13 protein-coding genes and 2 pseudogenes are annotated in these 12,416 nt (G+C 69.8%); 8 read left to right on the top strand and 7 right to left on the bottom strand.

Features of this window, described 5'->3' with window-relative positions; genetic code table 11:
• Positions 1–8 precede the first annotated feature (8 nt).
• From OHA11_RS30310 to OHA11_RS30300, 3 genes are all read left to right on the top strand, one after another.
• Positions 9–674: a class I SAM-dependent methyltransferase gene (locus OHA11_RS30310; RefSeq protein ID WP_266501891.1), complete on the top strand. Its 666-nt coding sequence runs from the start codon at positions 9–11 to the stop codon at positions 672–674.
• Between the two features lie 102 nt (positions 675–776).
• Positions 777–917, top strand: a complete 141-nt coding sequence (locus tag OHA11_RS30305) for a hypothetical protein (RefSeq protein ID WP_266501889.1) — start codon at positions 777–779, stop codon at positions 915–917.
• A gap of 57 nt (positions 918–974) precedes the next feature.
• Positions 975–1,814: a transposase family protein gene (locus OHA11_RS30300; protein ID WP_266501886.1), complete on the top strand. Its 840-nt coding sequence runs from the start codon at positions 975–977 to the stop codon at positions 1,812–1,814.
• Positions 1,815–2,024: 210 nt separating this feature from the next.
• On the opposite strand, the gene OHA11_RS30295 is transcribed toward OHA11_RS30300, so the two are convergent.
• Entirely contained in the window at positions 2,025–2,987 is a 963-nt protein-coding gene (locus tag OHA11_RS30295; protein WP_266501883.1) for an AraC family transcriptional regulator, read from the bottom strand.
• A gap of 210 nt (positions 2,988–3,197) precedes the next feature.
• Here OHA11_RS30295 and OHA11_RS30290 point away from each other — a divergent pair, with 210 nt between their 5' ends.
• Together OHA11_RS30290 and OHA11_RS30285 are read left to right on the top strand one after the other, a co-directional pair.
• Complete coding sequence (locus OHA11_RS30290) at positions 3,198–4,595, top strand: NAD(P)/FAD-dependent oxidoreductase (protein ID WP_266501881.1); 1,398 nt, start codon at positions 3,198–3,200, stop codon at positions 4,593–4,595.
• Positions 4,596–5,061: 466 nt separating this feature from the next.
• Entirely contained in the window at positions 5,062–5,925 is an 864-nt protein-coding gene (locus tag OHA11_RS30285; protein WP_266501879.1) for an SDR family NAD(P)-dependent oxidoreductase, read from the top strand.
• 12 nt (positions 5,926–5,937) lie between these two features.
• Here the strand turns inward: OHA11_RS30285 and OHA11_RS30280 are convergent.
• Both OHA11_RS30280 and OHA11_RS48575 read right to left on the bottom strand, forming a co-directional pair.
• Positions 5,938–6,226: pseudogene (locus tag OHA11_RS30280) on the bottom strand (Tn3 family transposase); the annotation flags it as partial.
• Between the two features lie 4 nt (positions 6,227–6,230).
• Positions 6,231–6,527 (bottom strand): annotated as a pseudogene (locus OHA11_RS48575) (DUF4158 domain-containing protein); the annotation flags it as partial.
• A gap of 166 nt (positions 6,528–6,693) precedes the next feature.
• Between OHA11_RS48575 and OHA11_RS30270 the strand changes: the two are divergent.
• Entirely contained in the window at positions 6,694–6,819 is a 126-nt protein-coding gene (locus OHA11_RS30270; protein ID WP_266501875.1) for a hypothetical protein, read from the top strand.
• A gap of 101 nt (positions 6,820–6,920) precedes the next feature.
• On the opposite strand, the gene OHA11_RS30265 is transcribed toward OHA11_RS30270, so the two are convergent.
• Together OHA11_RS30265 and OHA11_RS30260 are read right to left on the bottom strand one after the other, a co-directional pair.
• A complete protein-coding gene (locus OHA11_RS30265) occupies positions 6,921–7,670 on the bottom strand; it encodes an SDR family NAD(P)-dependent oxidoreductase (protein WP_266501873.1) in 750 nt (249 codons plus the stop codon).
• A gap of 77 nt (positions 7,671–7,747) precedes the next feature.
• Complete coding sequence (locus OHA11_RS30260) at positions 7,748–8,581, bottom strand: SDR family NAD(P)-dependent oxidoreductase (protein WP_266501871.1); 834 nt, start codon at positions 8,579–8,581, stop codon at positions 7,748–7,750.
• A gap of 106 nt (positions 8,582–8,687) precedes the next feature.
• Here OHA11_RS30260 and OHA11_RS30255 point away from each other — a divergent pair, with 106 nt between their 5' ends.
• Complete coding sequence (locus OHA11_RS30255; protein WP_266501868.1) at positions 8,688–9,359, top strand: TetR/AcrR family transcriptional regulator; 672 nt, start codon at positions 8,688–8,690, stop codon at positions 9,357–9,359.
• Between the two features lie 250 nt (positions 9,360–9,609).
• Here the strand turns inward: OHA11_RS30255 and OHA11_RS30250 are convergent, their stop codons facing one another.
• Positions 9,610–10,449 (bottom strand): transposase family protein, encoded by an 840-nt coding sequence (locus tag OHA11_RS30250; RefSeq protein ID WP_266501866.1) that lies wholly within the window; start codon positions 10,447–10,449, stop codon positions 9,610–9,612.
• Positions 10,450–10,506: 57 nt separating this feature from the next.
• Positions 10,507–10,968, bottom strand: a complete 462-nt coding sequence (locus OHA11_RS30245) for a hypothetical protein (RefSeq protein WP_266501863.1) — start codon at positions 10,966–10,968, stop codon at positions 10,507–10,509.
• Positions 10,969–11,426: 458 nt separating this feature from the next.
• Between OHA11_RS30245 and OHA11_RS30240 the strand changes: the two genes are divergently transcribed.
• Complete coding sequence (locus tag OHA11_RS30240) at positions 11,427–12,224, top strand: phosphatase (RefSeq protein ID WP_266501860.1); 798 nt, start codon at positions 11,427–11,429, stop codon at positions 12,222–12,224.
• Positions 12,225–12,416: the final 192 nt, after the last annotated feature.

Raw genomic sequence — 12,416 nt, 5'->3', positions numbered from 1 at the left:
CTGCGGTCATGGGAATCGAGCCGAACACGAACGGCTGGTTGGAAGACACTCGGGCGTCCTACGACACCGTCGCCGCCAGCTATGCGGACCAGTTGCGCGACCTCCTGGACGAAACACCTGATGAGCGCGCGTTCTTGGCTCTGTTCGCCGATCTGGTGCGCACCGGTGGCGGAGGGCCGGTCGCGGACGTGGGATGCGGGTCGGGGAGGATCACGGCCCACTTGCGGGAACTGGGCGTGGACGCGTTCGGAATCGACCTGTCGCCCGGGATGATCGAGGTGGCCCGGCGTGATCACCCCGGCCTACGGTTCGAACTCGGCTCCATGACGGACCTCGACCTTGCCGACGGCTCGATGGCGGGCCTGGTCGCCTGGTATTCGCTGATCCACATCCCCGACGACGAGATCAGCTCGGTCCTCACACACTTCCACCGAGTGCTACGGCCCGGCGGCCCGCTGCTCCTCGGCTTCCACGTCGGTGATGAGTCTCAGCTGAAGACGCGGGGCTATGGCGACCACCCGATGAAGGTCTATGTCCATCGTCGGCAGCACGCCCGAATGACCACCTGGCTCAACGATGCCGGTTTCGCCGTCGAGTCACACAGGACACTCACGTCAGCGGAGAGCACGCTCGGGGGAATCCTTCTCGCACGCCGCAGGCCTGATTCCCAATGAGCGGTGTGCATCGTGAAGTTGCAGGTCGCGGGTCTGGTGTGAGTGACGAGTGGGGTACTCGCGCCGGTCGGCGGCCGGTGACCATGGCGTAGATCATCGGGCATGTCCGGTTCCGGCGGGGGCCTTGAGGTGACGGTGCGCGGGAAGCTGGAGCCGCTGCGGGCGAAGATGACCAAGCTCGCTGACCGCGGCTGGCTGCACAAGCGTCCCGACGGCAGGTTCACCGCACGCTCGTCGGCGTAGGGAGGCGGGCGCCGACGGCGCGCAACTGGCGGGCCCCCGGCGGCAGTTGAGTGTGGTGTGAAGAAAAACAACCATCCCGTCGAGGGCCCTGACGGCCTTGTCCACACCGCCCGCCTGCCGCTGTCGAGTGCCACCCTGAACCGGCTCGCCGACCTGATACGCGGCCACTGCAAGAAGATCAGGTCACGGTGGCGGGCCCTGCCCGCCGGGAAGATCGCCACCATCGCGCTCGCGGTACTGCGCTGTGACCAGCGGCCGGGCGACCTGGCCGGCGGCAACGGGATACACCGCACCACCGTGACCCGGTGGGTCAGGGAAGTCGTCGGCCTGCCGGCCGCCCGCGCCCCGCGCCTGGACCGCGCCCTCAAAAAGATCGCCCGCAAGGGTGGCGGGATGGTGCTGCTGGACGGCACGCTGATCCGCACCCGGCGGCGCACCGGCAAAGAGAACCGGAAGAACTACTCCGGCAACAGCAAATGCCATGGCCTGCTCGTCATCGCGCTCACCGACGACCGCGGCCGACTGCTGTGGGTCTCGGCGGCCCGGCCCGGACGGACCTCGGAGATCACCGCCTGCCGACACGACCAGCTCACCGCCCGCCTGCGGGCCGCCGGCCTCGGCGCCATCGCCGACCTGGGCTTCGTCGGCCTCGACGACAGCGGTCCCGACGCCGACCCGGCGGTGATCACCGGCTACAAGGCCGCCCGGAACCGGCCCCTGACCCGCGGCCAGAAGCTGTCCAACACCGCACTGGCAGCAGTCCGGGCACCGGAGGAGCACGGCTTCGCCCACCTCAAGAACTGGAGGGTCCTCGGCACGGTACGCACCGACCCCGCCCGGGCGACCGCCCTGGTCCGAGCCTTGCTGGTCCTCACGAACCGCGAAGCTTCCCGGTGACCGACGATCTCCACCGAAGTCACCCGCCAGCGACCAGCACGAGCACCCCGATGCCCACGCACACCAGACCCGTGACCAGCAACTTCAGCTCGCACACCGCTCACTGGGTGTGCGCGGCCCGCATGACAGACGGCACTGTCATCACCGTAGCCGGAGTTGAACACAGGACAGTCGGTCCGGACGGTCTGATCATCGATCCGCGCAATGAGTTCACTCGCCTCCCCGGCTGAACAGGCTTCGGCGGCGGGTGGCCGACGGAGTCTCGGCGAACTCCTTGGCATAGGCCCTGATGAAGTGGCTGCTGTCGCCGAAGTGCCAGCGTGCGGCGAGTTCGGACAGCGTCCAGCAGGTCGAGGTCAGCTCCGCTCTGGCGCGCTCCAGGCGCCGCCGGCGTACGTAGCCCATGACGGACGTCCCCTCATGGGCGAAGGCACGGTACAAGGTCCGCACCGATACGTGCAGCGCGGCGGCGATCACCCGAGGAGTCAGATCGGCGTCGATGAGCAGCCGGACCTCAATGCATTCCTTCGCGGCGGCCACCAGGGCAGGGGAGAATGCCTCGTCGTCGATGCACTGACCCCGCAGCATGCCGTTCAGCAACTCCACCGTCGCGTTGCGCGCCGCGTGGCCCGGATCGCCCGGCAGGTCGGCACACGTGCGCAGGTGGGCCAGGAGCAACCGGGCAGCCAGCGTGTCCTGCGCGGCTGTGGCGAGCCTGCCGGGACCACGCAGATCGACGTCCCGGGCCGGCACGTGCAGCATCAGCGCACGCGTGCCCCGCTGAACCTCGAAGTCCCACGGCGCGTCGTTGCGCCGGACGCACAGCAGCCCCGCGCCGACCATCGACGTCCGGCGCGCCGAGGTGAACAGCCAGCTCCCCCGGAACGTCGCGTGGAGCACCACCCGGTCCTCCAGGTGGCCGTTGGGACCTCCGGTGCTGCCCGTGACAGCGTCGCTGTACTGGTCCTCCACCACCAGGCCCCCGATCGGACGTTGCCTGATACGCACCGAGTACGCCCCCTCGCTGCGCCGCGGCAGACTCAGCGGAGGCGCGGGCACCAGGCCGCCGGCCTGCCGCTGCCACTCGCTGAGCAGGACGTCGTTCCTGCTCTGATCGGCGTAGGGCACGGTGATGTCGATGGTGAACCGGCCGGGGCCGTCATCGGGCTGCATGGCGTCGTACCACCTCCTGATTGGCTCACCCCGCTATGCCGACACCTGCGGTCGGCCGTGGGCGGAGCCACTGCCGGTCCACGCACGATGGCACAAAAGTCCATCGCCGTCGGCACGCAGGTGCAATGTCGCGGCACGTGAGGGACCCTAGCGTGTTCCTGGTTCACCCTGCACGCCGTGCAACGGCCGTCCCGCTAAGGAACTTCGCCCATGTCCGACTCTGTGATATCCGCCTTCGACGGACTCGTTGCGGCAGCACCACCCGCTGCCTCTACGCCGAAGCTCGACACCGCCTGCGTCATCGGCGGCAGCATCGCCGGGCTGCTGGCAGCGCGCGTGCTGTCCGACCACGCACGCCGTGTCGTCATCATCGAGCGCGACGAGCTGTCGGCCACAGGCCAGTCACGTCCCAGTGTGCCGCAGGACCACCAGGTGCACACGCTGCTGCCGGCCGGCCACCGATGGGTCGAGCGGTGGCTGCCCGGATTCACCCAGGAAGCACTCGACATGGGAGCCGTCCTGGCCGACGCGGGCGCGGGCAGGGTACTCACCGCCTTCGACGGTCACCCGCAGGCGCCCAGCCACGCCGATCACCACCTGCTCACCTGCAGCCGGCCCTTCCTCGAAGCCCGCATCCGTGCCCGTGTCCTGGCCCGGCCCAGCGTCTCCCTGGTGCGGGGCCGGGCGACGGGCCTGTCGTACCGAGACGGCGCGGTCAGCGCCGTCTCCTACACCGACGGCACCGCCGAGCACACCCTGGCGGCCGACTTCGTCGTGGACGCGATGGGACGCGGCAGCAGGCTCTCGGAGTGGATCAGCCAGGACGGCTACGACAAGCCCGCCCTGGAGCGGCTGGAAAGCCCCATCAACTACGCCACCGCCCTGTTCGAACGCGACGTGCAGTCCACCTACCTCGACGTGCCCTGCGCACTGGCGCTCTGCAGCCCGGGAGCCGGGCCCGACGGGGTGTCCGTCGCCGCCGCCAACGCTGTCGAGGACAAGCAGTGGCTCGTCATGCTGATGGGCTACGGAGACGACCGGCCCGGCAGGACCATCGACGACTTCCGCGCGGCCTGCGCCGCACTGCCCCCGGTCTTCGCCCAGGCCACCGCCGGCGCCGTCACCCGCGACATCGTCACCTACCACCAGGCCGAATCCAGGCGGCGTCACTTCACCGGCCTGGAGCGCTTCCCCGCACGCCTGGCAGTCGTCGGCGACGCGGTGGCCTCCTTCAACCCGGTCTACGGCCAGGGCATGTCCTCAGCCGCGCTCCACGGCTCCTGCCTGTCGGCATACCTCGCCGGCGACCCTGACCTCACCCGGCCCGCCACCGACTTCTTCGCCCTGCAGCAACTGGTTGTCGACGCGGCATGGGCGGTATCCGCCGGAGGCGACAGCGCCCGCCTCGACGCGCTGGCCGGCGTCGAGCCCCCCGACGACGTACGCCGGCAGCGCTGGGCACTTCAGCAGGTCATCGGCGCAAGCACCGTCGACGGCAGCGTCGCTCGCTCCTTCAACGACGTCTCCTACATGCTCCGCCACCCCGCCACCCTCGCCGACCCCGCCCTCCTCGAACGCGCCGTCGCCGCCAACCAGAACGTCGAATAGCCCGCAGCAGTGCCATCGTCGGAGGCGGCACCGCAGTGTTCGTGGACCGGGCCTGTCCGACCAACGGCAGGGGTCGGGGACGGGCACACGCAGGGATGACCGCGGTGGACGCAGGCACAGAGATGCTGCTCAACCGATCGAGCAACGGGCTTCCTTGGTTGTGCTGGGTGTCGTAACCGCGTCACTACCAAAGGGCCCGTTCTTTCATACCCGCGGCCGCACCCGCACCTCCGTCCAGACGGTCCCCCGCACCGCACGTCTCGAACAAGATCCGGTCCGCCACAACGCACTGAGATCCATGGCGGCAGCCTCTCAGGAGTGCCTCGCACCACACGCCTGTTTCGAGAGGACTTTTACGAACGGCGACCTGCGGAGCCGACGCGAAGCGTCTGCGCTCTCCCTTTCAAACCGAGCGCAGACGCACATCTACCGATCCAGCACAGAAAGTCACGAAGGAGTCCCCCTCATGAACCGCACCGTTGTCATCACCGGCACCACCTCCGGCTTCGGCCGCGACAGCGTCCGCCTGTTCGCGTCCCAGGGCTGGAACGTCGTGGCGACCGTCCGCAAGGAGACGGACCTCGCCATCCACAACGACCTGCCGAACGTGAAGACCCTCCTGCTCGATGTCAACGACGAGGGCGCCGACACTGCCTTCGCCGAACAGGCTGCCGCCCAGTTCGGAGGCATCGACGCGCTGGTGAACAACGCCGGCTACTACCACATGGGCCCCGTCGAGGCCGCATCGATGGAGCAGATCCACGACCAGTTCCAGACCAACGTCTTCGGCCTGATGGCCCTGACCAAAGCCTTCCTGCCGCACTTCCGCAAGCAGCGTTCCGGCGTGATCGTCAACATCTCCTCGATCAGCGCCGACCAGGGCTACCCCTACACCGCCGTCTACGCCGCCTCCAAGGCCGCGGTCGCGGCCTTCTCCGAGGGCCTCAACGTCGAGATGGCCGACTTCGGCGTCTCGGTCAAGGCGGTCTTCCCGGGCGCCCACGCCACACGCATCTTCACAAAGATCGACCAGGCGGGCGACATTCCCGAGGACTACCAGTCCGGCATGCAGCGCTTCTTCAGCATGCAGGGCACCGGCTCCAGCCCGGCCGTGACCGCGAAGGCCATCTATCAGGCGGTCACCGACGGCAGGATCGAGAAGGTCCGCTACTACACCGGGCCCGACGGAGTCGCCGTACCCCGCGTCAAGCAGCTCCTGGGCGCCGACTGGTACTGGGAGGAGTTCCGCAACGCCTCCACCGGCAACCCCAGCGACCTGTGGAAGAGCCTCGTCACGCAGGGCAAGGAACCCGTCGAGTTCGCCCTCTGAGCCACCGCCCGGTCAGTCCTGCCCACCGTTCTCATCGTCGTCGAGCCCGGCCGCTTGCGGATCGCGCAACGGCCGCCGGCTCCCGCCGGCAGGGATGGAGGCATTGAAGCTGTAGCGGCCCAGGACGTTGAGGTTGCGGTGCTTGAGCGGGGACAGGCGGGCGACGTCCTCGTCGCGGATCTCGTGGCCCCTCGGCGCGGAGCTGGGCGACGGCGGCGTCGATGTACTGCGTCGTCCAGAGCACCACGGCGTCCAGAACCAGGCCGAGCGATCCGATCTGGTCCTCCATTCCGTCCCGATACGCCCACCAGGTCCCCGGGCTGAGCCGGATCGGCCCGCCGGGCCGCCTTGGCGACCGTCGTGTGCAGCCTTTTGTCCGCGATCCGCCGAACCTCGGCGACCTGCCGGGCCAGCGCACTCACCCCGGGCAGCAGCACCCGATGCCGACGCAACCAGCCCACCGCGTGATCGAACAATGCCTTCGGGCCCTCGGCGTGCGCCGTCCAGGCCCGCCCGTGCAGGAACGCCCGGAACTTCCGGCCTGCGGCGTGGTCCTCGTAGAGGTGGTAGCCGTATGCCTCCTGGATCTCCCACGCGTGCTCGCACTGCGTCGGCCCCCTGCCAGCCGTAGCCGCCGGCCAGCGCGCTGTCCTGCGCTCCCCAGTCACCGGTACCGGCGAGCATCGCCCAGTCGCTGATCCCTGCGCACATGACCGCCACGTTGAAGCGGTCGCCGCGCCCTGCGGCCCACGCGGTCATGAATCCGCCGTGGCTCCAGCTGCCGATGCCCAGCCGGTCCGGGTCGGCCAGACGATCGCCGCCGAGGCGGGTCTGCGCGACTTGCGGCTGGCTGCCGAGACACTCACGAACCGCGTCTGCCATGTCAGGCGCTGAGCAGGGGCGGAGTCGGCCGCCTCGCGGGCGGCCCGGGACGATGCGGCCGGCTCCGGCCGGCGAGAGCGGCACCGTCCCCGTCCCGGGGGCCGCCCGGGGTCTCAGACGAGGAAGCCGCCGTCCACCGCAAGGTGCGCCCCGGTGATGTAGGAGGCGTCGTCCGAGAGCAGGAAGGCGATCGCCGTCGCGACCTCGTGACCGGTGCCCACTCGGCGCATGGGGATCCCGCTGTCGGCGACCTTCTGTGCCTCCTCGGGATGGGCCGCGGTCATCTCGGTGGAGATCACACCGGGCTGGAGTTCGTTGACACGTATGCCCTGGGAGGCATACTCCTTGGCCGCCGTGCGGGTCAGGCCGCGGATCGCGTGCTTGGCGCTGGAGTAGTCGGGCGTGGGACCGCCGCGGTCGGCAAAGACGCTGGAGACGTTGACGATCGCGCCGCCGCCGGCGGCCAGGATCGCGGGGATCTCGTACTTCATCCCGTGGAACAGGCCGGACAGGTTGACGCCCAGCACTCGGTTCCACTTCTCGGTGCTGAGTTCGTGCAGCGGCTCGAAGTAGCCGGACATTCCGGCGTTGTTGACGCCGTAGTGCAGGGCGCCGAACCGGTCGACGGTGCGGGAGACGGCCTGTTCGAGGTCGTCCGGCACGGCGACGTCGCCGGCCACCGCGAGCGCTTCACGGCCGGTGGCCGCACGGATCCGGGTGACCACCTCGTCGATCTTGTCCTTGCGGCGTCCGACGAGGGTCACGTCAGCCCCCCGCTCGGCGAGCAGGAGGGCCGTCGCCGCTCCGATGCCGCTGCCGGCGCCCGTGACGAGGGCGACCTTGCCTTCCAGCGCAGTGTTCATGATGCCTGTCTCCTAACGTGTGCCGGGGCCGGGTCTCCGGTGCCCGGGAATGGTGGAACCGGGGCGGGGTGCGGCCCTCAGCCGGTGAAGTCGACGGAACGTCCGATCTCCGCCCACTCGGCGTCCTCGGCCGCCTGCTGCTCCGTGGCTTCGGCGATGTAGTCGACGGCGTGGCCGCCGAGCACCAGGTGCAGCGGGGGCTCGGGGTTGTCGGCGAGGTCCAGGAACACACGAGCGACCTTCGCCGGGTCGATCGGCTCGGTGCCGGTCCAGCCGCGCAGGTGCTTGGCCTGAGCGCCGACCGTCGGCTCGTAGGCGGGGTCGAAGGAGGGGATCTCCATCGAGGAACCGGCCCAGTCGGTGCGCATGCCGCCCGGCTCCGCGAGCGTGACACGGATGCCGAGGGGCGAGACTTCCTTGTGCAGGACGCCGGAGAACCCTTCGACCGCGTGCTTGGCGGCTTGGTAAGCGCCCAGGCCCGGAGCGGTCAGCCGGCCGCCGATCGAGGTGACCTGGATGAAGTAGCCGCTGTTCTGCTTGCGGAAGACGGGCAGCACCGCCTTGGTCACATGGACCGTGCCGTAGAAGCAGGCGTCGACCTGCGCACGGAAGGCATCGAGGGTGACCTCCTCGATCGGGGTCATGTCGGCGTAGCCCGCGTTGTTGACCACGATGTCGATACGCCCGAACGCCCGCACCGCGGTGTCGACCGCGGCCTGGGCCTGCGCCGGGTCGGTGACGTCCAGCTCGACCGCCAGCACCCGGTCGCCGTACCTGGCTGCCAGGTCGTCCAGCGCCTCGGTACGACGGGCGGTGGCGACGACCCGGTGACCGGCGGCGAGCGCCTTCTCCGCCACCGAGCGGCCCAGACCGCGCGAACTACCCGTGATGAACCAGACCTGCTCGCTCATGGATGTCTCCTCGTCCACGGTTGGCGCTTTGCGCAACTCGATTGCCTTAAGTTAGCACACTTGAGTTGCGCTAACAACGCAGCCCGAGTGCGTTAAACTCGACTCCATGGACACGACAGAGCCTCCCGCCTTCCAGCGAGCCCGCTCGCCCGAGCATCGGGAGCGTCGTGCCCGGGACCTGCTGCAGGCGGCCGCCGAACTCGCGGAGTCGGGCGGAACCCGAACGGTGACGCTGAAGGGGATCGCCCAGCGGGCCGGCGTGCACGCCTCAGCCGTTCGCGGTTATTTCTCCTCGCGCGAGGAGATCCTGCTGCGCCTGGCGACCGCGTCGTGGCAGGCGTGGTCGCGGGACCTGACCGAGCAGCTCACCGGAGCCGGGCCGCTGGACGCAAACGGCCTTGCCCGCTCGATCGCCGCCTCCCTCGCGGAGCACTCACTCTTCTGCGACCTCCTAGCCCATGCGGCCGTCTCCCTGGAACGCGAGGTTCCGATCGACTGCCTGCACGAGTACAAGAGCGCCGCGGTCCGGGTCGTCGACGAACTCGCCGATGCCCTCCACCGGGCGCTGCCCGCCCTCTCTCGGGCGGACGGACGCGAGGTCGTGGCCGCCGCCACCGCGCTGGCTCCCGCCTTCTGGCAGTACGCGAACCCTGGGGAGACCCTGGAGCTCCTGTATGAGCGAGTGCCTCAACTGGCCTCGGCACACGTCGACTTCGAGCCCCGCATGACCGTGCTGCTGACCGCACTCATCAACGGCCTGACCGGTCCGCGAATCTGAGAGGGCGGAATGAAAGTACATAGGAGATTTGCCGTCACCTGAACGTGTGGCGGTGCGGTATCCCGACCGGTCGGCGGCCATGGGCATGTTGGGCTGGGTACCGTGAGCGAGCACCAGCCCTACAAGACCGACGTGAGCGACGAGCATTGAGCGGTGTGCGAGCTGAAGTTGCTGGTCACGGGTCTGGTGTGCGTGGGCATCGGGGTGCTCGTGCTGGTCGCTGGCGGGTGACTTCGGTGGAGATCGTCGGTCACCGGGAAGCTTCGCGGTTCGTGAGGACCAGCAAGGCTCGGACCAGGGCGGTCGCCCGGGCGGGGTCGGTGCGTACCGTGCCGAGGACCCTCCAGTTCTTGAGGTGGGCGAAGCCGTGCTCCTCCGGTGCCCGGACTGCTGCCAGTGCGGTGTTGGACAGCTTCTGGCCGCGGGTCAGGGGCCGGTTCCGGGCGGCCTTGTAGCCGGTGATCACCGCCGGGTCGGCGTCGGGACTGCTGTCGTCGAGGCCGACGAAGCCCAGGTCGGCGATGGCGCCGAGGTCGGCGGCCCGCAGGCGGGCGGTGAGCTGGTCGTGTCGGCAGGCGGTGATCTCCGAGGTCCGTCCGGGCCGGGCCGCCGAGACCCACAGCAGTCGGCCGCGGTCGTCGGTGAGCGCGATGACGAGCAGGCCATGGCATTTGCTGTTGCCGGAGTAGTTCTTCCGGTTCTCTTTGCCGGTGCGCCGCCGGGTGCGGATCAGCGTGCCGTCCAGCAGCACCATCCCGCCACCCTTGCGGGCGATCTTTTTGAGGGCGCGGTCCAGGCGCGGGGCGCGGGCGGCCGGCAGGCCGACGACTTCCCTGACCCACCGGGTCACGGTGGTGCGGTGTATCCCGTTGCCGCCGGCCAGGTCGCCCGGCCGCTGGTCACAGCGCAGTACCGCGAGCGCGATGGTGGCGATCTTCCCGGCGGGCAGGGCCCGCCACCGTGACCTGATCTTCTTGCAGTGGCCGCGTATCAGGTCGGCGAGCCGGTTCAGGGTGGCACTCGACAGCGGCAGGCGGGCGGTGTGGACAAGGCCGTCAGGGCCCTCGACGGGATGGTTGTTTTTCTTCACACCACACTCAACTGCCGCCGGGGGCCCGCCAGTTGCGCGCCGTCGGCGCCCGCCTCCCTACGCCTGCGAGCGTGCGGTGAACCTGCCGTCGGGACGCTTGTGCAGCCAGCCGCGGTCAGCGAGCTTGGTCATCTTCGCCCGCAGCGGCTCCAGCTTCCCGCGCACCGTCACCTCAAGGCCCAACTCCTCGCCGACCGCCCTGACCTGCACCGGCCCGTCGGCGGCCCGCACGATCGCAAGGATCTTGCGGTAGTCGGCGGGCAGCGCGGCCTCATCGCCCGTCTCGCCGCGGTGCGGGATGAGCAGCACCGCCCGCCCCGCCACCCGGGCCGCCGTCGGGGCGACGGTCGCGGCGGCCTCCCGCGCAGCCCGGTCCTGTTCGGCCAGCCGGCGCAGGACCCGCTCCGCGATCGCCAGTTCGTCCCGCTCAACCTGGACTTCCTGAAGCTGCTTGGCCAACCGTTCGGCGAGCGTGTCCAGTTCATTCCGGCGAGCCGTGATCCACTCCAGCTCCTGCATTCCCGCACCCTCCCACGATTCCGCGGCGTGCCGACCCGCTGACGGACCGTAGGCAGCGGTCGGTCACGGGCGCAGCCGAACCGCACATCCGCCGGAACCGGACATGCCCGATGATCTACGCCATGGTCACCGGCCGCCGACCGGCGCGAGTACCCCACTCGTCACTCACACCAGACCCGCGACCTGCAACTTCACGATGCACACCGCTCAATAGGGGCACTCCCAGGCGGAGCCATTGCCGCAAGCAGCGGCAATGGCCGCCGTCGGGAAGCCCGAGAGACACGGGCAAGCACGTGGGGCACAGCCCCCAAAGGGACAGGACGGGTAGGGGCCGCGAGGGCCGCAAACCCGTCCCGCCGCGAAATCACCGCCACCCCCGCCCAAACCCCGAGTGACCCATGTCCCACGGTTCGATACACCGGCGCCGACCAGCGGAGCGCACCGGCAGAATGGGGGGCATGCCGATACCCGGGACGCCCAGCCGCGCCGAGCTCGTTGACCACCTCGTACGGACCCGTATCGCGGGGGATGTCGCCACCCCCCGCGAGAACAACCTCTCCCATTACCGCAAGCTGGCGAACGGCGAGCGCAACTACTGGCTGGGCCTGGAGCTCGGCGACCGCTGGACCGACGAGCAGGACGTCCTGGCGGTCATGGCCGAGCGGGTCGGCGTGAGCGACGACCCGGAGTACCGCTTCGGCCAGGACACCATCGACCCGGAGCTGACGGTCGACGCGCTGGAGCGGATGGCGGGCCGGCTGCGCAAGGCGGCGGCGGGCAAGCAGCGGGTGCTGTTCGCCACGGGCCACCCGGGCGGGCTCCTCGACGTGCACCGCGCCACCGCCGCCGCCCTGCGCGCCGTCGGCTGCGAGATCGTCGTGATCCCGGACGGGCTGAGCACGGACGAGGGGTACGTCTTCCAGTTCTCGGACGTCGCGGTCCTGGAGCACGGGGCCACGCTGTGGCACACCCACTCCGGCGACCCCATGCGCGCGATCCTGAAGGGCCTGGAGAGCGAGGGCCGCCCGCTGCCGGACCTGGTCGTCGCCGACCACGGCTGGGCGGGCTGCGCGGGCCAGCTGGGCATCGACTCCGTGGGCTACGCGGACTGCAACGACCCGGCTCTGTTCCTCGCCGAGTCCGAGGGCACGGTCCAGGTGGCCGTCCCCATGGACGACCACGTAACGAGCCCCCGGCACTACGACCTGATGACGGCATACCTGCTGGACGCGGCGGGCCTCACGGACACCGACTGAGCCCTTGTGTGCGGTACGGGGACAGTCCGTTGAGGTGGTCCATCTGTTTTTCGCGGGTGGCGGCCGGACGCCGGGCAGCCGGGGCAGAAGGCCGCAGGCGGTCAAGGAGCATGTCGCGTCGGTACGGCTGGACCACACACGCGTCGGCAGTTACATCCTCGCGGCACACACGTCCGCGCCGAAGGCGTACTC

It is taken from the genome of Streptomyces sp. NBC_00878 (genome assembly GCF_026341515.1).
Taxonomy (GTDB): domain Bacteria; phylum Actinomycetota; class Actinomycetes; order Streptomycetales; family Streptomycetaceae; genus Streptomyces.
This window is presented reverse-complemented; position numbering and strand designations above follow the sequence as displayed.